Genomic DNA, 24926 nt, shown 5'->3' on the forward strand with positions numbered 1-24926 from the left:
CCTTTACACTTTTAAACCCCGAAATGAAACCATATATCATTATCCTATTCAACCTGTGCCTATGGCTCTCAACTTACGGCCAGACGCATCTGCTGAACGGAAAGATTATAAGCGCTGCCGACAGCATTCCATTGGGAGGTGTAAGCATCCTGCAAGTAAACGGCACCAGCGCCGCCAAGACGGACAGCGAAGGCTTTTTCAGCATGAGGTTTGCAGGCACAGACGTGGTACTGAAAATAACCTCTCTGGGCTATGAAACGCAGACCGTAAATCTTTCACTTCCAAACGATGGTCTTTTCCTTATAAGCCTGACACCCATTGCCCAGCAACTGGATGAAGTGGTGGTCTCCACCGGCTATGAAGACATCCCGCTGGAACGCGCCACAGGCTCGTTTGACGTAGTGGACAATAAAATGCTGAACCGGCAGATTGCCACAGACATCGTCACCCGGCTGGATGGCCTGGTTCCGGGTGTGCTTTTCGACAGGCGGCTGTCCGCCGAACAGGACTTCAGCATCAGGGGCATAAGCACCCTTACAACGGAAATCGCAAAACCCCTCATCATCGTTGACAATTTCCCCTATGAGGGCGATATCAACAACATCAACCCGCTTGACGTGGAGAAGATAACCTTCCTGAAGGACGCAGCGGCCGCTTCCATCTGGGGAGCCAGGGCAGGCAATGGCGTAGTGGTCATCACCACGAAAAAAGGACAGTACGGAGAGCCTTTCAACATCGCATTTACCGCCAACACCACCGTGGGCGAAAAGCCCGACCTTTGGTATGCCCCGCAAATGTCCTCGTCTGACTTCATTGATATGGAAATGTACTTGTTCAACCAGGGGGCTTATGCTTCCATATTGGGCAACACCACCACGCGACCGGTGGTCACGCCCGTTGTAGAGTTGTTGAACGCCGTAAAAAATGGGGAAATGAGCGATGCGGAGGCCACGGCAATCATCGATGGGTTACGTGAACACGATGTGCGCCGCGACATGAACCGCCATGTGTACCGGACTGCTGTAAACCAGCAATACGCATTGAATATGTCCGGCGGTGGCGACCGTGCAAACTACCGTGTATCCGTGGGGTGGGACAATAACCTGAACAACCTCCGCAACAACCGCTACGACAGGTACACGCTCCGCTCAATCAACAATTTCAGGCCGGCGAAAAACCTACAAATCCAGTTGGGGATCACTTACGCCAACACGACGAACACGTTGAATAACAACGGGCGTATCGGGACAAGGCCCAATTCGGACATCATCTATCCCTACGCAAGGCTGGCAAACGAGGCCGGCGATCCATTGGCACTGGAACATGGCTACCGGCAATCATTTATCGATACGGCAGGCCAGGGATTGCTGCAAGACTGGCGCTACTACCCGCTGCGTGAAATCTATCAGAACGACAACTCGACGACAACCGAGAATATCCTGTTCAACACGTCCATCCAATACGAACTGCTGCCGGGCTTAAAAGCCAACGTACTGTACCAATTTGAACGGCAAAACACATCGCGAAGAAACCTGCAAAGCGATGAGCTGTTCTACACGCGGGATCTGATCAACCGCTTTACGGTCATCGAAGATGGGCAAGCCTCCCATAACCTTGCTCCGGGAGGCATATTGGATCAAGGTTTGGACAGGCTGACCTCCCATAATATCCGGGGGCAGCTAAACTATTCCCGCCGTTTTGGCGCACCTCATCAACTGACGCTGCTGGCAGGGGCCGAATTGAGAGACGCAAGCATCGACGCCGCTACAAACCGGTGGTATGGGTATAATGATGACACGCGCACCAGCGCACAGGTAGACTACATTACGCGCTTTCCGGTGTATGCAGCGCTGGGCTCAGCCCAGCCAATCCCCTACAACAATTCCGCAAGCCTCTCTACAGACAGGTTTGTGTCGGTCTATGCCAATGGGGCATACACCTACCTGGATAGGTATACAGTCTCTGCATCCGCACGGCGGGATGCTTCCAACTTATTTGGCGTGGCCACCAATAACAAGTGGAAACCACTATGGTCTGCTGGCCTGAAATGGGACGTGGCTAAGGAACCCTTCTTCGATGTCTCCGCGCTCTCCAGCCTCAGCCTGAGGGCCACGTATGGGTATAGCGGCAATGTAAATAATACCGTGCCTGCCGTGGTCACCATTGAATATGCCCCTTTCCTTAGTAATCTGGCTCGGACGAATTATGCCTTCCTCCGGAATGCTCCAAACGCGGAACTGCGCTGGGAAAACGTCAGCCAGCTGAATCTGGGAATCGACCTCACTACGCGGAACAGCCGATTATCTGCCACCCTGGAATACTATAGGAAAAAGGGGAATGACATCATTGCCGCCGTGTCGATGGATCCCACGGTGGGCCTGCAAAACTACGACCGCAACAGCGCTACAATACGCAATACGGGTTGGGATCTGAGCATCCGGAGCATAAACCTGAACAAATCCGTCAATTGGACCACCGATTGGTATCTTTCTCACAATAAAAGCCGGGCATTGGAAATTATGCGACATGCCACACTGGTTAACGCCGGTGAGCCATTCATCCCATACAGTACTGAATATCCGCTGAACAGCGTTTTCTCCTACCGTTTTATGGGGCTGAATCCTGAAACCGGTGCTCCACGGGGGCTTCTGGATGGCGAAATAAGTGAAAACTACGTCGCCCTGACGAATGCGGCTACCCTCGGTGTGGATGACCTGGTCTTTGAAGGGACTTCCCTTCCCACCTACTTCTCCGGATTGCTCAATACGTTTCAATACAAAAGCTTTGCCCTTTCTGCAAACATTACCGGGCAGTTTGGCTTTGTTTTCCGCAGAAACTCCGTGTTGTATGGCGCTACACCTGAATCGGCCTGGCATGGCGACTACTACAGCAGGTGGCAAAAACCCGGTGATGAACAGCATACCTCTGTACCGGCAATGGAATATCCGATAAACAGCAACAGGAATACGTTTTACCGGCTATCCGAAGCCAACATTGAAAAAGGAGACCACGTGCGGATTAAGGATGTCAATATCAGTTATTCCGTGCAGACAAATATCCGAACCCTGAAAGAAATCACCATAACCGGATATGCCAACAACTTGGATATCTTTCTTTGGAAAGCGGGGAAATCGGGCTTAAACCCCATATATGGCAATAGCACGCCCCCATCCAACACATTTGCACTCGGTCTGAATCTTAAATTTTAGCTGTCAACAACATGAAAAACGATACACTACCCATCATAAAATATCTGGCTGTGCTGCTCGGCACTCCGGCTTTCTTTGGATGCTCGGACTTCTTGGGCGTAAAGCCCCAAAGTTCCTTGGCATTGCTGACCAATTTGGCTCATTACCAAGCTATCCTCAACAACGAAACGAGGCTCAATGGAAGTTACCCTTTTGCGGGGGACTATGCCTCCGACTACTATTACCTGAGTGAGGCAGATTTTTTATCACGCGATGAAACGGGCAGGAACAATTACACGTGGGGGGGCGAGCCCGCTCATCAGAATAACTGGTATCAGGCTTATGGCCGCGTCTATGACACCAATGTCATATTGGCTTCGATCGATGAAGCAGCCTTGGGGAACATGCATGAGGAAAACCGAAACAGCATCAAAGGATCTGCATATTTCTTGCGCGCCTACAATTTCTATCACTTAGCCCAGTTATTCGCTCCGCCTTACCAACAGGGCAATAACGACGGCCTGCTCGGCATCCCGCTCCGGCTGTCGCCGGACATCAATGAGCGTTCCTATCGTGCCACCCTCGACGAAACCTATGCAAGGATCATCGCCGATTTGAAGGCTGCGGTCCCATTGCTGCCCGACCTGCCTGCCGTGAAAACCTTGCCTTCCAAAGCCGCTGCATATGCAGCGTTGAGTCGCGTTTACTTAACAATGCAACACTACGCAGAAGCTGGGGCATATGCCGATTCTTCCCTGAGGCTGCAACCGGCACTTATTGATTACAACGATCTGGATACCATGTCTGCCCAGCCGCAATTTCCCGCGTTAAACGAAGAAGTTATCTTTCACGCAACATGCGGTAATTTTTCCGCGATACTCAGCAACAGCAGGGCAGGGGTGGATACCACCCTATATGGACGCTACTACGATGACGATTTACGTAAATCGCTCTTTTATCGGGTAAACACGCAGGGTGTATTAGGTTTTTATGGCAACTATGACGGAAGTACGTCGTCTTCACTTTTTTTCGGATTAGCAACGGATGAAATGTATTTAACCCGGGCCGAGTGCTACGCCCGAATGGGCAATACGTCGGCTGCTAATGATGACCTGAGCACCTTACTGTCAATGCGCTATAAACGTGCAACTTACGAAAAACAAACCTTTCAAGATGGAGAGGAACTCTTGGCAATCATACTCCAGGAACGCGAGAAAGAGCTGGCGTTTCGCGCAGGGATACGTTGGGCGGACCTGAGACGGTTGAATTTGGATCCTCGGTTCGCAAAGGCACTTTATCGCCGGATCGGCAGTCAAGTGTATACTTTGGAACCCAATTCTCCCCGATATACCTTTAAAATTCCATATGATGTAATCCGGTTGGGAAGCATCGAGCAGAACCCCTAAATAATTACAGCGAATGGATTTTTGTCCATTCGCTGTTCCTGTTAGACCCACAACAGGTTTAGTTAGCTCTCAGGAAAACATCTCCCGCGCTCCCGTCAAGCGTGAGTATCCGGTTGTACAGATCGCTATTTTCGACAATGAGCGGGTGACCCGGTTCGCCTTCCGGCGCTATGATCCCACAGACCTCATCATCTCCCTCACAACTACCCAGACTACCCGGCTGGTAGTTTTCAGGGTTTGTAGTACTCTGATCTTCCCCCTGGGGGTTAAACTCCCATTGCATCTGCAATGCGTTGGCGGGCTTGTTTTTTTCGGCTTTGTGCTTTGCTACGGCAAAGCATACCGAAAACATCATCACTGCCACCATAAATAAACCAACTACTTTTTTAAAAACCATAGGCTTTAAAGTTTTATCAATCTGTGCCGTCTCCGTGTGATGTTGGCTGCGCTGGCGCGAGTAAGCAAGCAAATAACCGTTGTGAGTTTGGGCCCTGATATCGCCCCTTTGTTGTCTTGCTATCGCGCAGCCGGCCAAGCCACATCAGCCCGAAAACCGCCCACAGACCGATGGTGAAACATCGGCGCCTCTTATCATATCCCGTTGCAGCCAGACGCCAACGGCTGCAAGTGCCGTAAATACCAGGTTGAATAGGAAATGTACCCACCAGCCCATGCCTTCCAAGAATCCCCCGCAAGAGCAGGGCACATAACCAAAAATGCCGGACGCTGCCAGGCCCGTATACAGTGTGAAAGCGCTGATAAGCATAAGGTTGCCCACCAACCCGGCCCGCCCCAGCCTTGGTGCCGCCACCAGAAACGGAAGTATTAAACCGGTGGCTACCAATAGTTCGGCAAGGGGCACACCCCACACCAGCCATTCCTTCAGCGGCTCGAAAAAATGCTGGCGCCGCATCTTGATGCGGTACACGGGAAAGTCGAGTAGCTTCATCGCTGCCGTATACGTATAAAGGGCCACGAAAAGTACGCGGATCGCAATGTCGGGATATAATGTCTTCGTATTCATGGTATATGTTCAGGTGTATTCATATGGAGTGATCCTATTCAATCTTGCCGAATAGCGCGTATGCCTTGCTTTACACGGCGGGCAATCCACCGGTGTATCAACATAGTACCAACCGGTGTCCGGCTCGGAGAGAATGGTTTCGATGTAGGAGTGCGCTGCGTATTCGAAATAAATGGCTGTTACCGACCAGATGGCTGCTACGGCAATACCCCCAAGAATAATAAAACTTACGTCTTTCGCTTCCTTCATACCAGCAAATGTAGGGCAGCCTTAGAGGCAGGTATTGACTTATCTGATACAGGATTTATTGATTTATTTGATAGTATTGCGAAAGCTGTAAATTGATTACTGTAGCACAATCAAATTTTCATACGATAGGCTGGTAAATATGATGAGATCAATACGTTTTTTGTTGTTGGTGCTTTGCGGCTGCGCTGCTATTTCATGTGAAAAAAACGATAATGGGAGCAAAGACGATCCTGCCGATGTGCTGGCGGGCACGCGCTGGCAAACCAGCCTTATGCCTACGATGAAGCATCCAAGAAAATGACCATAGGCGCCGGGGACGACAGTGTGGCCTTGCAGGTATATGAGCTGAATGACACCCGGCTGAAAATCGGCGTCACCGTGCCCACGGCCGGTGGTTTTAAATATATCGTCTTTCTGTTTAAGAAGAAATAGCATTTCCATGCTGCCCCGGTGGGTACCCATACTTGGCCCGGAAAGCCCGGCTAAAATAAGCGGGTGTCCAGCAGACATACCGCGCTGCCTGCGTGGGGCTGTCGCCGGCTTCGAGCATGCGACGGGCCTGCTCCAGCTTGCACCCGCGGATATATCCGCCGATGGGCTGGCCTATGTGTTTACGGAAAATCATCTTAGCATAGACGTAGGATACCGCGAAGCGGCGGGCCACGGATGCCGTGTCAACGTCCCCGCCGTCGGCTACCCGTTCATCAATATAGGTGCGCATGCGCTGGGCAAGCAATGCGCCCACCTTGCCGGCACCCTCCTGCACACGCAGGGCTTCGCAGGCTTCCAGCAGCAACGTCATGGCCAATACCTGGATGGCGAGGTAGCGCCGCAGGTAGGTAGCTCCCGGATGGCGCAGGAACCGGCGGATGGCATCCCCCGCCATACCGGCCATTGATAGGCTGGCGCTCACCTTAGGGGTACCGAGCCGTGCCCGCAGCGCCTCCACTGGCGCAATGCCCGCTCCCAGCTCGGGGCTGGGCTCCCGGAAAAGCAGGGTATCCTTGGGTACGAAATAGAAAATGTGATGCTTGCCGGCTCCAAAATGACAGGTATAGGCCGCCGCAGGAAGGTAGCTGAGCCGGTAATGGCCGGCAGCGGTGTCCAATACGGCGGTGGGCGCCCCGGCTCCGGTGAGCCTCACCCTCCCCGCCAGCACATAAAATCCATACAGGTCATGCCGCGGGCAGCGGATGGGAATGGTCACGTCGCCCGTGGCCGCTACCTCGATGCTGCACACATACACGTCGGGCAGGTCATATCCCTGCTCCAGCACGCGCCAACCCCGCCCCACCCAATAACGCACCTCCGCGCCCGGCAGCGGATACGTGCTACTTGCCACGGCCGTTTGGATGGCATCGCCGCCATGCACGCGGGCTTCAGGGCAATCGATGTGTAGGGATAACCGCACACCCCGAAACTAACCACCGGCACGCCAACAAACCAAACCCGCAGGGACGAACGACCGTTTTCAGGGACGAACGGCCGCCTGTGCAGCTTGTCCCTGTTTCTGGTTGTTGATACACGCCCTGCCGGCCGTTTGTCCCACCCATTTTTTTTGCCGCCCGCTATGCCCCATTATTGCGGTACGGGGAAGGTGCCCGATGCCCCGTTAAAACGGAAAGCGGGCGATGGTTTTATCTTAAATCAAAAAGAGGCATGGACACACCGTTTGCCAATGGGCGGCGCCACATGGGTGGCGCCATCCTGGAAAATCCCATCCCCCTGCACGCCATCTACGGCTGGCTGAGCGGGGATGACAAGCCACGCGAGCCGAAGTGCGACTTCGAGCCGCTCTAGACCGATGGAAGCGGGGCGCTGTGGAAGGGGCCCCGCCTTTTTCAGCCCCCGGCTGGAAACACCTTACACCTTACTCAAAAAAACACCGATGAAAACATTAGATTCCATCCTGGCCCAGCGCCGGCACATTATCCAATCGTACCAAACCTTCGACATCCGCAGGGCTTCGCAGCGCATCGAACGCCAGTTTGCGTTCTTCAGCGCAAACCTGCACAACATCGTACCCCTCCTACCCAAAAAAGCCTATCCGGAAATCTTCCGCAAGCTGCATGCCAACAGGCGGCTCAGCTTCATCGATGTAGAACATGCGCCGTATGAGCATATACTAACCATCAGCGGCTGGGACAACCTGTGGGCTGCCCGGCTGCGGCATTGCCCCGCCATCGTCTGTACCTACCACACCGGTTCATACCGCCTCATCAACTACCTCCTGGCGAGGGCGGGTGTACCGTTCAGCCTGCTCGTGGCAAACGGGGCCTACCGGCAGGAGCAGCGGGCCATGCAGGCGCTCTACGCCGCGCTGGCCCAACAGGCGGGCATAACCTTAGACATGGAGCTCATTGATGCAGAGCAGCCCCAAGCACTCATCCGGATGGCCCGCGCGACAAAACAGGGCCGCAGCCTATTGGTGTACATAGATGGCAATACCGGCACCACCGTGGCCGGCGAGGCCTGCCGCAACCTGCTCCAAGTAGACTTCGGCCTGCAACGCATGGCCGTGCGAAAGGGAATGGCGGCCCTGGCTCACCGCCTCGGCCTACCCATCCATCCCGTACTGTGCGAGCGTACCCCCGATAAACACTTCCGGTACGGCCATTCCATCGCCTATCATCACCTGCCGTCCCTACTGCCACTGCCCAACGAGGCGCAACACGACTTTGCCGACCGCGCCACGCGTACCCTCTACGCACAGCTGGCCACGTTTGTAGCCCGGCAACCGGAGCAATGGGAAGGCTGGCTCAACATACACAACCAGCTTATCCTCGATCCCGAACCGCACCCGGCACCTGATCTGGACGACCTGCACCTGTGGGCCACCTACCGGGCCGGAAACCGCGCCTGCCTGCTGCACCTTCCCTCGTATTGTACCTACCCCGTGCCCTGGAAACTGTACCGCCAATATTGGGGGAGCTACAATATTCACTTTTTTTCCGATATTCATACCTCCTAAATAGCGTCAACGATGAACTGGAAAACCATGCTCAGCAAACGGGTGATGGATATCCCCGTGTGGATGCTCATCACCGCGGCAATGGCCTACTGCCTGGCCGGACACCTCACCAACTGGGCACGCTTTGGCAAGGGGGGTGGTTGGGCATGGCTGGCCATCAATGCATCCATCTGCGGGGCATGCCTGCTCTTCGCACAGGTCGCCCGGTGGTGCATACACCCCGAATCGCGCCGCAAAGGGGTGGTTTGGGCCATCGCGCTCACCGCAGGTTTTCCGCTCCTAGGCCTTGCCGCGGTCTACCTCGTGCTCCCTGCCGTGGGCCTCCGGCTTCACAAACCGCATGTACCCTTCCGCTGGGACGAGTTCCTGGGAAAGACCATCTCGGCCTACACCACGGTTTTTATGGGTACGCTCATCTATTCGTTTTTCTACATGCTGCTGCTGAAAAGCCGGAGAACCCACGAAATGGAACGCGCCGCAGCCCTGCATGAAAAGGCAATCGCGACCGTGAAAGCGAATCAGGTACTGCACAGCGCGCAGTCTCACTTCATCCGGCATCTGCTGCACGATATATTAGGCCGCGCCGAGAAATTAAACGATGCGTATATACCTGAACAGATCAATTACATTGCCCGGACGTGGGACTTCATCGCGGAAGCGATGGATAAACCCATTCCCCTGGTCCATGCAAGCCGTGCACTGAAACAGCTGGAAGAGATGGCCCAATCGATAAAACGCCGCTACAACGATCGCCCCGTTATTCAGCTCCGGAAATCAGGCGAACCCCGTGAGCACATCATCGCCCCGCTGGTGCTGAGCACGTTGCTGGAAAATGCCGATACGCACGGTTGGGTAGACGCCGCCCACCCCATTCTTGCCGACATCGCCTTCACGCCCGGCAGGCTGGTCTTTACCTGTACCAACTGGAAACGGCCGCATGCTACAGACAAACCCACCACCGGCCGGGGGCTGCAGTTGGTCCGGCAGAGTCTGCTGCTGCTGGACGGCTGCCACCACACGCTGGAACGTGATGAAAACGAACAGCAATACACCATCCGTTTAACCATAAACTACACCACCTATGATTAATTCTATCCGTTGTGTCATCCTGGAGGATGACCCCACCGCCGCAGGCCTGCTCGGTAAGTATGTAGACGAAACCGAAAACGCAGAATGTGTAGCGACATTTGATAGAGCGCTGGATACGCAGCACTTCTTGCTGAACCATGATGCGCACCTGCTCATCACAGACATTAAGCTGCCCGACATGGATAGCCTCGATATGATCGAATCCCTGCCACGGCAACCGCTTGTAATCCTCGTCACGGCCCACAACTCGGCAAGCTATGCCACAAAAGGCTACCGGCTGGACGTGGTAGACTACCTCACCAAGCCGCTCTCCTACGGGCTGTTCAAAGAAGCGGTCCGGAAAACCTGGCGCAGGCTGAATGGCAGCAGCCTGAACAATGACCAACTGGACGACTACGCCGTTTTCGAACAACATGGCGGGGGCGTAAAGGTGTACTACAGCGATATACGCTACCTCGAATCGGCAAGAAACTACACGCACGTACACCTGCTGGGAGAAGATATCCTGCTGCTCCGTAAACCGCTGCAGGAAGTGGTAAAGCAACTGCCGCAGCTGCGTTTCCTGCAGATACACAAAAGCTACGTCGTACCTTTGCACCTCATTGCAGCCTTTACCGCCCGCGAGGTGAAACTGCATCACGTCAAAGAGGTGCTCCCCATCGGCCGCACATACAAAGCACAACTGAAAATGCGGATGGTCGGAATAAAACAGAGCAAGCGGTTATAAGCCGTCAGCGCGGCAGTAGTAGCAACAGCTCCCGTTCATCCAGGAAATCCACCAATTCACGGAAACAGTCAGGCCCGAGGTATTTGATTCGGGAAACCTCGGCTGCACCCAGTGAAACGATGTCCTGCAGCGTGGTGAAACGGCACGCCCGGCAACGTGCACGGAATGTGTTGCTCCAGCCGGGCATGCCGGCAATGGGGAGATGAAGAATGTCGGTAAGGGAAAGGGATTCGGCCATGGTTATAAAACAGCTGCGGGCAACCAAACTCCCGCAACCGACCGCTACCAACGGCCAACACAGAAAGTCCGGCGCCCGCATAACCGGGCGTCCAGCAGATTTTCTTCCGTGTTGTTCGCAATTTGGTAGTATTTGGTTGCGGAAAAAATAGCTGTCGCTATAGTTAATGATATGTCAATTCAATACTTATCTGATCAAACCGTTCGTTTTTAAATGTATACCTGAAAAACTAACCTAACTCGTCGCTAAGATACGAAATTATCGCCCGCGGCACCAAACCGATCGAACTATGACCTATCTATTATGAAGAAAAAACGGCTCATCATCCTGCCCCACGATGTGAGCATCATCACGGGCAAGAGCATCCGCGCATCGCAGCGGCTGCTCAAAGACATTCATTTCGTGCTGGGCAAACTGCCGCACCAGCCGATATCCATACAGGAATTTGCGGATTACATGGGCTTGGATGTGGAAGAGGTGATGCGGGTGGTGGATTAGCGGCCAGCTCAATGGAAGCCGGTTAAAAACTCCCTGACCGTAAGATGGATAATTCCTTGGTACGTGTTTCCCGAAAAAGACTCGGTGGATACAACGTATTTAGGATAGTTGTCTTCTATTTTGAGCAAGTTGCCAAATTCACGCGTTATCGTATCCGGCTCATGGAGGTTTAACGCCACCTGGACGTAAACTTTTTCGCCACGGCGCTCGCCTATAAAATCTATCTCCAAAGCTTGTAGGACTCCTACCTTTACTGAATAGCCACAAAACGCCAGGTGATTGTAAACCACATTTTCCAGCAGCTTGCCCCGATCCGCGGCAGTATAGCCACTTATTACATTGCGTATGCCCGTATTTTCAAAATAGTACTTATGGCCTATCTCAAAAATGCGCTTGCCAATCAGGTCATACCGCCCCACTTCATGGATGACAAATGCACTGACCAGGTAGGAAACATATTGCTGTATTTGATTAGGTGCCAGGTTAACCCGTTGTGATTTGAGAAAATCACTGATACGTTTGGCAGAAAACAGGCTGCCGGTCTGATCAGCAAGAAACTGGATTAGCTTCTCCAGAAATTGGGTATTGCGGACATTGAAACGGCTTACCACATCACGATACACAATAGTGGAATAAACTCCTTTAATATATTCGAATGCGTGCTCTGCCAGTGGAAGGTTCACCAGGTAGGGCAACCCGCCGTAGCGTAAGTACAGTTCGAAATTCACATCGTCATCCGGCAACCCATGAAAATGCAGAAACTCCACATAGGATAAGCTATATATCGTAAACTCAATATAGCGGCCACTTAAATAGGTAGCGAGTTCTCCGGACAGCATGGTCGCATTGCTACCCGTGATGTAAAGGTCGTTCGCTGGATTAAGCAAAAGCGAACGCAATGCTTTTTCAAAATCTTCTATATCCTGTATTTCATCTATGAAAATGTAATTGCGCTGCCCTTCACGCAAACGCGCAGTCACAAATTCATTTAAGTCATTCGCATTGCGAATAGCATCAAATCGTAGGTCTTCCTTATTGATGTAAATAATGGATGCGGATGGCTCTTCTTGTTGAATATGCTGCATCAATTGAAAGAGCAGGTAGCTCTTACCTACCCGGCGCTGGCCGCTTAAAACCTTGATCAGGTTTTTTCGCGCAAATGGCAGTATTTGCTGAAGGTAATGATCTCTGGAAATGATATTGGCCGGAACATTCATATGTAAATATGTTTTAAATGCTTAACAAATATACAAAAGTTATAATCACAATTATAACTTTTCCTATCATTTCCTTAAATTATAAACATGATGCAGGCCAATGATAAAAGCCGCCCCCGGCGAATTGGGAGCGGCTTGGTTTACCGGCGGCGCGATCGGCGCAGCCGATGGAGCACGAGGCTCATCACGAAGCTGGCCGTGGCGCCCACGGCGGCAAGGATGGCGGTCTTCAGCAGCTCATCGGTGCCGATGTGGGGCAGGGCGCTCAGCAGCGTGCCTGCGGCCGTGCCCAGCCTGAGGTCATGGCGCATCGGGAGCCTCCGCTTCGCCGTCTTCCTTGGCCGCCACACCAGGTGGCGCATCGGGCTGCAGGTCGAAGCTTTCCCAAAGACCCAACGCCAGGCTCACGTACTTGGCCGCGGTCACTACCTTGGACGGTAGCCGCACCGGCGAGGCGACAACCAGCTGACTGGCCAGCTGCAGCCCCTGCCGAAGCGATACCCACCACGGTACGGCCGGTTGTCCGGCTGTCGCCCGGACGGGCGTGGCATCCGCCGCTCCCCGAGGGGCGGATGCCTTTTCGTTGTTTTTCATCACGATTCACGGATTACCGGTCACCTGTCCTCCTACCACCGACGCTGCCACGATCACCAGCCACACTTCCTCGCCGGCATCCAGTACCGGATAGACGAGGTCCTTCAGCCGGTCCAGTGCCACCCGGCTGTACTGGCCCGCGCCCGGCGCGGTACACTTGGTAACCGGCGCAATGCACCCCTGCAGTTGGGTAAGCGCATCGTTGGCCGGGTGGATAAGGATGCCCTCACGCCCCGGCACGTTGGCCACGGCCAACTGCTCGCCCCAACGGCTGTGCATGCGCTTCACCAGGCGGTAGCGGCCCTCCGGGATGCAGCTGATAAACCGGCGGTTGCCGCGCCAGGGCAGCTCGATGCAGGCGCATACTGCGCGGTGTTGATAGCTGATCTCGCCGTTGGTACCCTCCGGGTAGTAGCGGCGCTTGAGATGCAGCTCCATCATACCACGTCGATCCGGATGATGTCAACGGGATTGTACGCCCCATTGTTGAGCGGATACAGCTTGCCGTTTACCTCCTGATAAAAGGAAATGCCGAACAGGACAAACAGCGGCAGCTCGCTCGCCGCCGGGATTGCCGCCGTGAGCGTCGTAGGTGCAAAGGTCTCGACGTTCAGCAGGCCGGTCCCGCTTTCGGCCATGGCGATGGCCGATCCGTTGCCTTCGCCTTCCGTGTCGAAATCAATGACGGCCGCACCGAAATTGAACTGGAAGTGCGTGGCTCCTTTGGGTGCCCCGATGGTAAGCGACGGAACCAACGACGGGATGTTGAGCGTCACGCTGCCCGCCTCCCGGTCTACCGTGCACTCGGGCACCACGAAGAGCGTACTGGTCAGCGATGCGCCCACGTTGAACCCGAACTGGCTGAGCAACCCCAGGTTGCCCGGCAGCACCTGCCGCTCACCGCGGTCGCTCACCGAATCGGCCTTGACCACCCGCATCACCCGGCTGAAAAGCCGCGCCGGCATCTTGGGATCATAGGTGAGCAGGATCATCGGCCGCAACGTGTCGCGCAGCCGTTTGGCGGCCGCCGCACCCGTGGCAAATTCAGCGTTGTTTTCCCGTGTACGCTGATAGTTGGGGTCCGTGGCAATACGCTGGGGGCTCACCCCCTTGACTTGCCGTGCCTGGTACCCGTCTTTGGTTTCGTAAAAGGTCAGATCCCCGATCCTTCCTTTTAATTTAATGATACTTTCCTGTTGTGCCATGATACGATCATTTGAACAACAGCACAAAGATCGGGAGGGGCACACCGGCCGCTGTCGCGGATGGCGCGTAATGACGCAAATGTCGCGGGATGCCGCTTTTGGCGTGAAACGACGTTTTTGCCGGGCCGCTGTGGGCAACCGGCGCGGGCAGGGCTACCCGGCATCCTCCGCCGGTCCGTGCGCGATCCCACCTCCCCTTACCCCACACCCGTGTGTCATCCCGGTGATATCCCGGCGATACCCCACCCTGCCCCGGCAAAAACACCGAAAGACGGCACCACAACGGGAAACCGTCGGCAACGTGTCGGGAGAGACGCATGCAGGGAGACCGCCGGGATAGGCAAAGGGGAGACTGCAAAAATAGCAATTGAAAACCGTAAACCTGGTTTGACGGTGGGCGTTAATGCCGGCATTATGCCTTGACTATCCGGATACGGCTACCAACGCTGCTGTATTGAACCGGCTGGCTTAAGCTGCAGCTGTCAGCTGGCAGTCAGTACAAAAACCCGAAAAGCCATAGCGGAATCTTGCGCAGTACCCCGCTCTCCATATCATCCGCAGCTATATAAGCATCCTGCACACCAGCAAGCTGATCCATGGTTTTGTTCTTGCCGCCTACTTCAAAAGTCCATCGTTCGTCCACAAGAAAATCTCCTTTGGCGGGAAGTGACACACGGTGGCGTGCATGCCGCAGCTGGTTTACGAAAAAGGCTTCGCGAAGGCTCCCTTTATCCACATGCTGCGGAGCCAACGCAAAATGGAGGTTGGCGTTTTCCAGGTAGATTTTTTCGGGCTTCTGCAACGTGCTGATACTCCGGCCGGCGGCATATAACGCGTGAATAAGCCGAGCCCGCTCCAAGTGCTGCAGGTACTGGATAAGGGTATTCCGATGGATACCTGTTTTTTCGCTAAGTTTACTGATATTGGGTTTAAACGGAACATTGGTGGCCAAGATATACAGCAATTGGTACATCTTTCGCACATTGTGTGGATCAAACCCTTCGATATGCTGGAGGTCGGTTTCGATAATCATCTTGACCACGTTTTCCAGCTTGAACGGAAATTGTCGCAACCCTTCCTTAAAAAAGGGATAATAGCCATGGTTGAGGTAATCCGCAAATGCCTTTAACGGACGCAAGGTGGCCGTGATGTCTCCCGCTATGGATAGGTGTTTGGCAAGGATGTCTTCTAATGTAACGGGTGCTAACTGCGCAATGCCGGCAAAATAAAGATATTCGCGGTAGGACAAGCCGGGAAGTTCGTACAAGGCGGCCCTGCGGCTCAGGTCGCCCGTCTGCCTGAGCAAATCCGTCACGGACGAACCCGTGAATATCAACCGGATATCCCGGTTGAAATCGTAAATGTTTTTTATTTCCCTCGCCCACTCCGGATACTTATGCACCTCATCAATGTACAATACTTTTCCACCAAGCTGCCAAAAGGTATCCGCGACATCCGCTGAAATGCTGTTTTCAAACAGCAAAATAACAAATAAATCGTAACTTAAAACAGCAAAATGCGTTGTTGAGTCGAGACCTCGTGATGTGCGTGTTACAAAACTATTACAACGCCCGCGCTTGGCCGGAAGCGACCCAATAGCTACCTTTGTACGATAAAGCCATGTTACCCCCTGGCTAAAGGAGAGGCCTTGATTATGATGACTGCCCGATTATTGTTGCTGTGTTGGTGCTTCCTGTGTGCGGCAGGCCTGCAGGCTGGTACAACCGCGGCCGTTGGCGGACTGCCCGACCCGCCGGTGTTCAGGCACCTGTCTTTCACCGACGGATTGGTGCAAAGCCCCGTCTCCGCCATGCTGCAGGACCGCAAAGGGTTTATCTGGATCGGCAACTGGAAGGGCCTCACGCGGTACGATGGCTATACGTTCAAGAACTTCCGCAATGGCGAAGGACCCGACAGCACCATCAGCCGCGGGCGGGTGACCGCGCTGCACGAAGACCGCCAGGGCAGGCTGTGGGTGGCCACGGCCAATGGACTCAATGTGTATCATCCCACGACTGAATCGTTTGCCTACATCGGTGAGACCCACCTGAAAGGTGGCAAAAACTTTATCTCCGGAATCGTCGAAGACGCCGCGGGAAACTTCTGGGCGTCTACCTTCGCGGGGGTCTTTGCCGTGGACGACGTGGCCTACCGCCTGCGCGGAAAACCCCTGTTTGAAGGCACAGCGTACGGCCTGATCGTGGATCGGAAACATCGCCTGTGGGTGGGTACCACACACGGTGTGCGCCTCTTTGACCCGGCAAGCCGGCGCGAGCTGCCGCTGCCGCCCGCACTCCGGCACCACCCTGCGCTCCGGCATGCCAAGGTGCTGCTGATCAGGGAAGCTGCCGATGGCACCGTGTGGATAGGCACGGAGGAGGATGGCCTCATGCATTTCCAGCCGCAAAATGACGTGGTGGTTGATTACAACGAACACAACAGCGCCCTGACATCCAACATGATCCGCGATATGCTCTTTGACGGCGCAGGCCGGCTATGGGTGGGTACCCGTGGCGGCATCAGTGTGCTTGACCCCAAAACGGGCGCGTTTTCAAATTATACCCACGACCCCGAAAATGCGCATTCGCTCTACGACAATAGCGTATGGAGCCTGATGCGCGATCGCGACGGTAACCTCTGGGTGGGCACGTTTTCGGGTGGAATCAGCTACCTCACGCCCAATAATGCAAACTTCCAGCACATCGGCGGGCGCGAAGGGAGCAACGCGGGTTTCCATCACCGCACCGTGCATGCGATGGTGCCCGACGGGCCTGATGGCCTATGGGTAGCTACGTTTGGCGGCGGCCTGCACCACCTGGACCGCCGGACGGGCAGAATACGGCACTATGAGCTGCCGTGGGACGGCCGCGGACTGGCAAACCAGCACATCAAAAGCCTGGCAAAAGACGATGTCGGACGGCTGTGGCTGGGCACGTTGAATGGCTTGTTTACCTTCGACCCAAAGTCCGGCGGTTTTGAATGGTTTCCCCTGCAGATCTCCCAGGGAAAGCTCAGCGCACGGCTCATCAACTGCATCCTGCCCCTGCCCGAGGGCGTGTGGGTGGGGGCCAACGGCGATGGCTTGTACTTCATCCCCCATGACGGAAAAGCCATCAGGCACTTCCAGCGGCACGCCGACGGCTCCGGCCTGTCGGACAATTTTGTGAATGCCCTGCTGGCAGACGGCAAGGGCGGACTGTGGGTGGCTACGCAAAACGGGCTGGATCATATCCATCGCTCCAGTGGCACCGTGGGCAGGCGCTTTTACAAGCAGGCAGGCAACACACTGAAGAATAACAACTTCCATGCAATCACCCGCGATAGGCATGGCCGCCTGTGGGTGGGCACCGAGGGTGGCGGCATGTACTTTTTTGACCACAGGCAGGGTACTTTTTATCCATTGGACCATTCGCTCGGCCTTACCGATGATGTGGTGCACACCATACTTGAAGACCGAGACGGCCACTTATGGGTGAGCACGGATGATGGCCTTTTTCAGGTGCGGATCAACCGCTTCGACCCGCCCTTCGCTCCCGGAGATCTCTCGGTGACTCACTATACGTCGCAGCAGGGGCTGGCGGGAGACATGTACCTGCCCAATGCGGGGTTTGTGGCGGCCGACGGCGAATTGTATTTCGGTGGAATAAACGGGCTCACGCACTTCGCGCCAGACCGCATTTACCGCAACAGCAACCCCCCGCGGCTGGTGTTTACCAACCTGCTGGTGCGAAATAAGCCCGTCATGGTAGACCCACAGGGTGGAGGCCCCCTGACAAAGAGCATCGCCGAGATAGACCACATCACGCTTACGCACCAGCAGAATTACATGGCCATCCAATACGCGGGAATCAACTACCTCAATCCGGAAAACAACACCTACGCCTATCAGCTGGAGGGGCTGGACGAACCGTCCGTATGGCATGAGGTGGGGCAGGAACGGATGGCCAGCTATACCAACCTCGCGCCGGGCGCGTATGTCTTCCGTGTAAGGGCGGCAAACAGTGACGGGGTGTGGAGTGCGCCGGCCAGCATCGGCATCACCGTGCTGCCTCCGCTCTGGAAAACCTGGTGGGCTTACCTGCTCTACGGCACCGGATTCCTTGTCATAGCCTCCTCCACGCTGTGGTATATCCGCAGTAAGGAGCTGCTCAGGCGCGACCTGCACCACGAACACCGGAAGCTGGAGTTTTTTACCTACATATCGCACGAAATACGCACGCCCCTGACGCTGATCACCGCTCCGCTGGAGCGCATGGTCGCTCGCGGCGCGGGCAATCCGGAGGTCGATGGGCAGCTGCAGCTGATGAGCACCAATGCCCACCGCCTCAAAAAGCTGGTGAATGAACTGCTGGACTTCCGGAAGATCGAAAACGGCAAGTTGAAGCTGTACTATTCGGAGGTAACGGTAAGTGCCCTGCTGCGCGAGGTGTACGGCGCTTTTGTGGGGCTCTGCGAGAGCAAGCAGGTAGCCGTGGAATGGGTGGATGCTTGCCCGGGGCTGGCCTGCTGGGCGGATGCCGACCAGCTCGAAAAGGTGTTTTCCAACCTGATGGACAATGCCATCAAGTTTGTAAACCCGGGCGGTAAGATAGCCGTACGCGTAGGCCGCAGGCGGGTGCGGGGCAAGGATTGGGTGGAAGTGACCGTGGCAAACCAGGGGCGGCCGGTGACCGACGGCGAGCGCAAGCTGTGGTTTGAGCCCTTCTGGCAATCGCCGAAAAATGAACGGCATGCGGTGGGAACGGGCATCGGACTGGCACTATCAAAGAAAATCGTAGAGCTGCACCACGGCGCCATTGACGTACAGCAGCGGGGCGGCTTCACCGAATGCATCGTGCGCCTGCCCGTCAACGGCCACCTCGTGACGGATGCCAACCGCCTGCCGGATGGGCTGGTGGAAGCGGCAAAAAGCCACCTCAACGACCGCCCCGATGCCGGCGAACCTGCCGGGCAGCTTCCCGCCGGCCACGGTAAGACCGTACTGGTGGTGGATGACCATGCCGACATGCGGGCGTTTCTGCACAGCATCCTGTCCGGCCAGTACCGTGTGGTATGCGCGCCGGACGGCGAGGCGGGATGGGAGGCCGTGATGGGCCATATGCCGGACCTGATCGTCACCGACGTGATGATGCCCCGCACGGACGGGCTGGCCTTCTGCGACCGGGTCAAAACGGATGCGCGAACCGACCACATCCCGGTGGTCCTACTGACCGCGCGGACGATGGACGCACACCAGCTGGAAGGCTGGCAAAGCGGGGCCGACGGCTACCTCACCAAGCCGTTTAACCCGGATCTGCTGGAGCTGCAGGTCCGCAACCTCCTCGCTGCAAAGGACGCGCAGCGCCGCAAATACAGCGCCCAGCTGACGCTGGACCCACTGGGCGTAACCGCCGCTACCAGCGAAGAAAAGTTTATACGCAGGCTGCTGGACATCATTAATGCCCACCTCGACGACCCCGCCTTCGGCGTGCCCGAATTGGCCAGCGAAGTGGGCATGAGCAAAAGTGTGCTCTACGACAAGATGCGCGCCGTCACCAGCCTGTCCATCGCCAACTTCATCAAAACGGTGCGCCTGCAGCAGGCGGCCGAACGATTCCGCAACGGACACCACAACATTGCCGAAACGGCCTTTGCCGTGGGCTTCAGCGACCGCAAATACTTCAGCAGGGAATTCCGCAAGCAATTCGGCGTCTCGCCTTCTGACTTTATCGCCGACCTGGCTGAAAACCCGTGAGATAAGGCCCCCCATACATTTTTACCCCCATTTCAGGAGGTTTTTCACCCCGGTATGCCGCGGTGGCGGTTTACTTTTGTCTCCACGTTATCCATTAACCAATTATGATGTGTATGATACCATACTTGTATTCTTATGTATTTCATCGCGCTGCGCGGACCGCGCAGGTGCGCCTCGCCGGCTTGTTTTTGGTGGGGCTGCTGAGCCTGCCGGCCCTCGGCTTCGGGCAGGCAATTGCCGTCACCGGGCGGGTAAACGACGTGTCCGGTGAGGCGCTGGCCGGCGTGAGCGTGGCCGTAAAGGGCGGCGGCGCACGTACCAGTACGGACGATGCGGGCCTCTACCGCGTAGAAGTGCCCTCCGCAGATGCCGTGCTTATCTTCTCCTATGTCGGATACCTCAGCCAGGAGGTGGACCTGGCCGGAAGGACCACCGTAAACGTGTCTATGGCTCCGGATAATACCAGCCTGGACGAAGTGGTCGTCGTCGGCTACGGCACGCAGAAGAAAAGTGACGTCACAGGGGCCGTGGTGTCGTTCAACGCCGAGCGGCTGCAGCTGCAGAGCATGCCCCAGACCACCATCACGCAGTCCTTGCAGGGCCGCATACCGGGCATGAACATCTCCACCACCTCGTCCAACGCCGAGGGCAACGGCAACAACATCCAGATACGGGGCCGCAATTCCATCACGGCGGGCAACGCCCCCCTGATCGTGGTGGATGGCATCCCCTATACCGACCAGCTTTCGGAGATCAACCCCAACGACATTGCGTCCATCGATGTGCTGAAGGATGCGTCGGCCGCCGCAATCTACGGCGCCCGCGCGGCCAACGGGGTCATCCTCGTGACCACCAAGAAAGGGACTACCGGCAAGCCGCGGATTAGCTATGATGGCTATTTCGGGCTCGACGATATTGCGCACCTGCCGGACATGATGGATGCCGAAAGCTTCTACCGCACCAAAGTGGGCCGGTACGGCGAAGGGGCGCTCACCCGCACCGAGATAGATGCCTATGCCCAGGGCGTGGATACCGACTGGATTGAGCTGGCCACCCGTACGGGTACGCGCCAGCAGCACGCCGTGTCCGTTTCGGGTGGTGCGGAAAATGTACGCTACTACGTGTCCGGCGGGTTCAACCAAGTGAAGGGCATCGCCATCAACGACGACTTCAGGCGCGTAAATGTGCGGGTAAACCTCGATGCCGACATCACCCCCTGGCTCAAGATCGGCACCAATACGCAGCTCGGCCATATAAGCCGCAACAACATGCCGGCAAGCTTCTCCGGGGCTTTTGACATGAACCCGCTGACGCTGCCCTACCAGGAGGATGGCACCTCCCTGCGGATATTCCCCTGGGTGGAGGATGAGTTTTTCAGCAATCCGCTGGAAGGATTCAACGTGCTGAAGGAAGATGGCACGCGCTCGGTCCTGTCCAACAATTTCCTGGAAGTGGATGTGCCCTTTGTGCCGGGCCTGTCATACCGCCTCAACACGGGCTATACGTATCGCTACCGCGGCGTGGAAACTTACTATGGCCGCAATACCCGCAGTGGCCTCCAGCAGGGCGGGGTGTCCGAAATTGACAACTGGGCCAATGAAGATTGGATCGTAGAAAATATTGTCAACTACAACCGCACCTTCGGAGACCATAACCTGTCGTTCACGGGGCTGTACTCGGCACAGAAACGGGTGAATAAAAACCACGACCTGAATGCCAACGGATTCCCCAGCGATATCATGAGCTACTACCAGAACGCGCTGGCTACCGTATGGCTGCCCAGCGACCAATACAATGCCCAGCAATACCTATCGCAGATGGCCAGGCTGAACTATGCCTACCAGGGCCGTTACTTGCTCACGCTCACCGCCCGGCGCGATGGGTACTCGGCCTTCGGCGAGGAAGCCAAGTTTGGCGTGTTCCCCTCGGTGGCCCTCGGCTGGAACCTCGACCAAGAACGTTTCCTGGACCCGCTGGCGTGGATAAACAGCCTTAAACTGCGCGTGTCGTACGGCGTAAATGGCAACCAGGCGATCAGCCCCTATGCCACCTTGCCGCAGCTGCAGCCCCAGCACTACCTCACCACGGATAAGCAGACGGCCGTAGGCTTCTACCCCTCCCGGCTGGGCGACCCGACCCTCGGCTGGGAAACCACACGGCAGGCAAACTTCGGGCTGGACTTCGGCGTGCTGAACAACCGCCTGACCGGTAGCATCGACTACTACCGGGCCAAAACCTCCGACCTCTTGCTCAACCGCTTGATATCGCCGGTAAACGGCACGCGCGGCCTTACGCAGAATATCGGCAGCACGAGCAACAATGGCATCGACCTCATGCTATCGGCCACGCCCATAGCCCGCGGCGACTTCAACTGGTCGGTGGATTTGAACCTCTCGCACTACAAAAACAAAATCGTGGATGTAGGCCTCTACGATGCTGCCGGCAACGCCATCGATGACGTGGGCAACCGCTGGTTCATCGGCCAGCCCGTCAGCGTCAACTTCAGCTATGTGTTTGACGGCATCTGGCAGGAAGGTGATGACTTCGCCAATTCGGCGCAGCCGGATGCGAAGCCCGGCGATGTGCGCATACGGGATGTCAATGGCGACGGAACCATCAACGCCGATGACCGTACCATCATCGGGTCTACCGTGCCTTCGTATATCGCAGGATTGACCAATACCTTCCAGTATAAAAATTTTACGCTGAGTTTTTTCATCCGCACGGTGCAGGGCGTGACGCGCTTCAACGAAATGATGAATACCTTTTTCGATGGCCGTACCCGCACGATGCAACGCGAATTCTGGACACCCGAAAACCCCATCAATACCTTCCCGGCAAACCGCGATGATGCCAACCCGTTTGGCGTGAATTACTTCGGCAAACAAAACGATGCCAGCTTTATCCGGCTGAATGACGTGACCCTGCGCTACCGCCTGCCGGCCACGGTAATCGACCGCTGGGGGATGGACAACCTCGAAGTGTTCGTCAACGGGAAAAACCTCCTGACGATCACCGACTGGGAGGGGTTGGATCCGGAGCTGAGCGGACAGCGGGGAATGCCGCAGATGCGCACGTACCTGCTTGGGCTGCGGTTTGGATTTTAAATGATGACTGATTAGTTGAACCTTATGATATTCAAGCAAATGAAAAAATTTTCGATCGCCGCGATGGCTTCCATAGCCCTGCTGGGCGGGTGCAACGAAGCGGAGTTCCTGCGGGAAAACCCCAAAGATGCCATTTATGCGGAAAATCTGTTTGTAGATTACACGGGCTTCCGGATGGCTGTGAATGCCTTGCTGGATTTTCCCCGGCAGGAACGGGCAGACATGATCCAATCGGCCGAACTGGGCACCGTATGGAAGATCGGCGTGGATAACGGATGGGCAAATACCGAGCTCTCCTGGACGCGCGGGCTGAGCCGCTATTCGGTAGACCTCAACCCCGAAATGCAGCTCATCAACCGCGATACCGAAGGCCGCGACGGCCTCTTCCTCATCCTCTACCGTGCCATCAGCTCGGCCAATACGATCATCTCCCGGGCTGAAAACGCGGCGGTGGACTGGCAGGGGGCTTCGCCGCAGCAAGCCGAGGCCAACAAAAATGTGATCGTGGCGCATGCCCGGCTCATCCGCGCCTGGGCTTACCGCCACCTGGCCCTCACCTTCGGCGCCGTGCCGCTGAATACGGAAGAGATCAATGGGCTCACCTACCGCAACGACTGGCAACGCAACTCCGTGGAAGAAATCCAGGCGCAGATCCTGGAAGACCTCACGTTTGCCGAAGCCCACCTGCCGGAGCACTCCACCGACGTGCTGGTGCTGCCGCGCGCAGTGGCGCAGCATTACCTGGCCGAGCTGCACCTCTGGATGGGCAATCCGGCGCTGGCCGAGGAAGCGGCGCTGCGCGTGGCCCAAAACCCCAACTATGCCCTCATCACCGAGCGCTATGGCGTGCGGCGGCAGGAGCCGGGCGTGCCGTTTATGGATCAGTTCCATCAGGGCAATGTGCTGCCCAGCCAAGGGAATACCGAGGCGCTCTGGGTGTTTCCCAACTCGGATGTAATCGACTACCTCGGTGCCCGCGCCAACTCCATGCGGCGGTCCTGGACGCCAAACTACAGCGCCTATGCGCCTTATACGCCCGAAAACGGCGGACGGGGCATCGGCCGCCTCGCCATCACCGCCTGGGCATTTTCCATCTATGAGCCGCAGGACGACCGCTTCAGCGAATTTGCGGTGCGCAAAGCGTACACCGGCTACGACGGCGAAACCATCGAAACCACCATGGCGCCGGAAGATATGGCCATCAACAACAACCGGTGGGCAAGTACGCGCAAGTGGGACTGGACCTATACCGACCCCGACCTGTGGAATGCGACGCACTCATTCAACGACCAGCCTTACCTGCGCCTGGCGGAGACCTACCTGCTGCTGGCAGAGGCACAGCTGGCGCTCGGCAAGACGGCGGACGCCGCCACCTGGATCAACCGGGTACGCCAGCGCTCCAATGCCTCGCCCATCGGCGCAGGGGAGGTGACGTTGGACTTTATCCTCGATGAGCGCTCGCGCGAGCTGATCACCGAAGAACACCGCCGCGAAACGCTCGTGCGCACCGGCACGCTGGTGGAACGTACCCGGCGGTATAATCCCATTGCGAGCAACATCCAGGACTTCCACACGCTGCTGCCGATACCGCGCTACGTGATAGACGCCAATACCGGACGCCGGATGGATCAAAACCCCGGATATTGATTACCGAAATAGCTAACACCGAATAAATTAAA

Annotated in this window: 23 protein-coding genes; 12 read left to right on the plus strand and 11 right to left on the minus strand. The window is 56.0% G+C overall.

Going from position 1 to position 24926, the window contains the following annotated elements; translation table 11 throughout:
• The first annotated feature begins 23 nt into the window (after positions 1-23).
• Both B5X72_RS11360 and B5X72_RS11365 read left to right on the plus strand, forming a co-directional pair.
• The gene (locus tag B5X72_RS11360) at positions 24-3209 is read left to right on the plus strand and encodes a SusC/RagA family TonB-linked outer membrane protein (protein ID WP_079717028.1); all 3186 of its coding nucleotides are present in this window, start codon (positions 24-26) and stop codon (positions 3207-3209) included.
• 11 nt (positions 3210-3220) lie between these two features.
• A complete protein-coding gene (locus B5X72_RS11365; RefSeq protein WP_079717029.1) occupies positions 3221-4594 on the plus strand; it encodes a RagB/SusD family nutrient uptake outer membrane protein in 1374 nt (457 codons plus the stop codon).
• A gap of 58 nt (positions 4595-4652) precedes the next feature.
• Here B5X72_RS11365 and B5X72_RS11370 read toward each other — a convergent pair whose 3' ends face one another.
• The 3 genes from B5X72_RS11370 to B5X72_RS11380 form a co-directional block, all read right to left on the minus strand.
• Positions 4653-4991 (minus strand): hypothetical protein, encoded by a 339-nt coding sequence (locus B5X72_RS11370; protein ID WP_139378660.1) that lies wholly within the window; start codon positions 4989-4991, stop codon positions 4653-4655.
• Positions 4992-5135: 144 nt separating this feature from the next.
• Positions 5136-5618 (minus strand): MauE/DoxX family redox-associated membrane protein, encoded by a 483-nt coding sequence (locus tag B5X72_RS11375; RefSeq protein WP_079717031.1) that lies wholly within the window; start codon positions 5616-5618, stop codon positions 5136-5138.
• A 9-nt stretch (positions 5619-5627) separates the two neighbouring features.
• The gene (locus B5X72_RS11380; protein WP_079717032.1) at positions 5628-5867 is read right to left on the minus strand and encodes a hypothetical protein; all 240 of its coding nucleotides are present in this window, start codon (positions 5865-5867) and stop codon (positions 5628-5630) included.
• A 297-nt stretch (positions 5868-6164) separates the two neighbouring features.
• On the opposite strand from B5X72_RS11380, the gene B5X72_RS21125 reads away from it, so the two are divergent.
• Complete coding sequence (locus tag B5X72_RS21125; protein ID WP_262497472.1) at positions 6165-6299, plus strand: hypothetical protein; 135 nt, start codon at positions 6165-6167, stop codon at positions 6297-6299.
• On the opposite strand, the gene B5X72_RS11390 is transcribed toward B5X72_RS21125, so the two are convergent.
• Positions 6286-7278: a helix-turn-helix transcriptional regulator gene (locus B5X72_RS11390; protein ID WP_079717034.1), complete on the minus strand. Its 993-nt coding sequence runs from the start codon at positions 7276-7278 to the stop codon at positions 6286-6288. The two genes, B5X72_RS21125 and B5X72_RS11390, sit on opposite strands and share 14 nt — an antisense overlap.
• Positions 7279-7448: 170 nt before the next feature.
• On the opposite strand from B5X72_RS11390, the gene B5X72_RS11395 reads away from it, so the two are divergent.
• The 4 genes from B5X72_RS11395 (at position 7449) to B5X72_RS11410 (ending at position 10654) form a co-directional block, all read left to right on the plus strand.
• Positions 7449-7667, plus strand: coding sequence for a hypothetical protein (locus B5X72_RS11395; RefSeq protein WP_079717035.1), 219 nt, complete (start codon positions 7449-7451; stop codon positions 7665-7667).
• A gap of 88 nt (positions 7668-7755) precedes the next feature.
• Positions 7756-8838, plus strand: coding sequence for a lysophospholipid acyltransferase family protein (locus B5X72_RS11400; RefSeq protein WP_139378661.1), 1083 nt, complete (start codon positions 7756-7758; stop codon positions 8836-8838).
• Positions 8839-8850: 12 nt separating this feature from the next.
• Positions 8851-9927, plus strand: coding sequence for a sensor histidine kinase (locus tag B5X72_RS11405; RefSeq protein WP_079717037.1), 1077 nt, complete (start codon positions 8851-8853; stop codon positions 9925-9927).
• Positions 9920-10654 (plus strand): LytR/AlgR family response regulator transcription factor, encoded by a 735-nt coding sequence (locus B5X72_RS11410; protein ID WP_079717038.1) that lies wholly within the window; start codon positions 9920-9922, stop codon positions 10652-10654. Before B5X72_RS11405 ends, B5X72_RS11410 begins: the two co-directional genes overlap by 8 nt.
• Positions 10655-10658: 4 nt before the next feature.
• Here the strand turns inward: B5X72_RS11410 and B5X72_RS11415 are convergent, their stop codons facing one another.
• Positions 10659-10892, minus strand: a complete 234-nt coding sequence (locus B5X72_RS11415; RefSeq protein ID WP_079717039.1) for a hypothetical protein — start codon at positions 10890-10892, stop codon at positions 10659-10661.
• Between the two features lie 303 nt (positions 10893-11195).
• Here B5X72_RS11415 and B5X72_RS11420 point away from each other — a divergent pair, with 303 nt between their 5' ends.
• Positions 11196-11390 (plus strand): hypothetical protein, encoded by a 195-nt coding sequence (locus B5X72_RS11420; RefSeq protein ID WP_079717040.1) that lies wholly within the window; start codon positions 11196-11198, stop codon positions 11388-11390.
• 8 nt (positions 11391-11398) lie between these two features.
• On the opposite strand, the gene B5X72_RS11425 is transcribed toward B5X72_RS11420, so the two are convergent.
• The 5 genes from B5X72_RS11425 to B5X72_RS11440 form a co-directional block, all read right to left on the minus strand.
• Positions 11399-12607 (minus strand): ATP-binding protein, encoded by a 1209-nt coding sequence (locus B5X72_RS11425; RefSeq protein ID WP_079717041.1) that lies wholly within the window; start codon positions 12605-12607, stop codon positions 11399-11401.
• Positions 12608-12747: 140 nt separating this feature from the next.
• Complete coding sequence (locus tag B5X72_RS20810) at positions 12748-12918, minus strand: hypothetical protein (RefSeq protein WP_176146175.1); 171 nt, start codon at positions 12916-12918, stop codon at positions 12748-12750.
• Positions 12908-13054: a hypothetical protein gene (locus B5X72_RS20815; RefSeq protein ID WP_176146176.1), complete on the minus strand. Its 147-nt coding sequence runs from the start codon at positions 13052-13054 to the stop codon at positions 12908-12910. The genes B5X72_RS20810 and B5X72_RS20815 overlap by 11 nt, the downstream gene beginning before the upstream one ends.
• A gap of 153 nt (positions 13055-13207) precedes the next feature.
• On the minus strand, positions 13208-13642 hold the full coding sequence (locus B5X72_RS11435; protein ID WP_245826925.1) for a DUF5675 family protein: 435 nt from the start codon (positions 13640-13642) through the stop codon (positions 13208-13210).
• Positions 13639-14406: a hypothetical protein gene (locus B5X72_RS11440; RefSeq protein ID WP_079717043.1), complete on the minus strand. Its 768-nt coding sequence runs from the start codon at positions 14404-14406 to the stop codon at positions 13639-13641. The genes B5X72_RS11435 and B5X72_RS11440 overlap by 4 nt, the downstream gene beginning before the upstream one ends.
• Positions 14407-14466: 60 nt before the next feature.
• Here B5X72_RS11440 and B5X72_RS20590 point away from each other — a divergent pair, with 60 nt between their 5' ends.
• Positions 14467-14829, plus strand: a complete 363-nt coding sequence (locus B5X72_RS20590) for a hypothetical protein (RefSeq protein ID WP_139378662.1) — start codon at positions 14467-14469, stop codon at positions 14827-14829.
• 70 nt (positions 14830-14899) lie between these two features.
• On the opposite strand, the gene B5X72_RS11450 is transcribed toward B5X72_RS20590, so the two are convergent.
• Complete coding sequence (locus tag B5X72_RS11450) at positions 14900-15889, minus strand: ATP-binding protein (protein WP_176146177.1); 990 nt, start codon at positions 15887-15889, stop codon at positions 14900-14902.
• 171 nt (positions 15890-16060) lie between these two features.
• On the opposite strand from B5X72_RS11450, the gene B5X72_RS11455 reads away from it, so the two are divergent.
• The 3 genes from B5X72_RS11455 to B5X72_RS11465 all read left to right on the plus strand — a co-directional run bounded on the left by B5X72_RS11455 (position 16061) and on the right by B5X72_RS11465 (position 24894).
• Entirely contained in the window at positions 16061-20140 is a 4080-nt protein-coding gene (locus B5X72_RS11455; RefSeq protein WP_079717046.1) for a hybrid sensor histidine kinase/response regulator transcription factor, read from the plus strand.
• Between the two features lie 113 nt (positions 20141-20253).
• Positions 20254-23247, plus strand: coding sequence for a SusC/RagA family TonB-linked outer membrane protein (locus B5X72_RS11460; RefSeq protein ID WP_176146178.1), 2994 nt, complete (start codon positions 20254-20256; stop codon positions 23245-23247).
• A 24-nt stretch (positions 23248-23271) separates the two neighbouring features.
• The gene (locus B5X72_RS11465; RefSeq protein ID WP_245826926.1) at positions 23272-24894 is read left to right on the plus strand and encodes a RagB/SusD family nutrient uptake outer membrane protein; all 1623 of its coding nucleotides are present in this window, start codon (positions 23272-23274) and stop codon (positions 24892-24894) included.
• Positions 24895-24926: the final 32 nt, after the last annotated feature.

This window comes from Parapedobacter luteus (assembly GCF_900168055.1).
Lineage (GTDB): Bacteria > Bacteroidota > Bacteroidia > Sphingobacteriales > Sphingobacteriaceae > Parapedobacter > Parapedobacter luteus.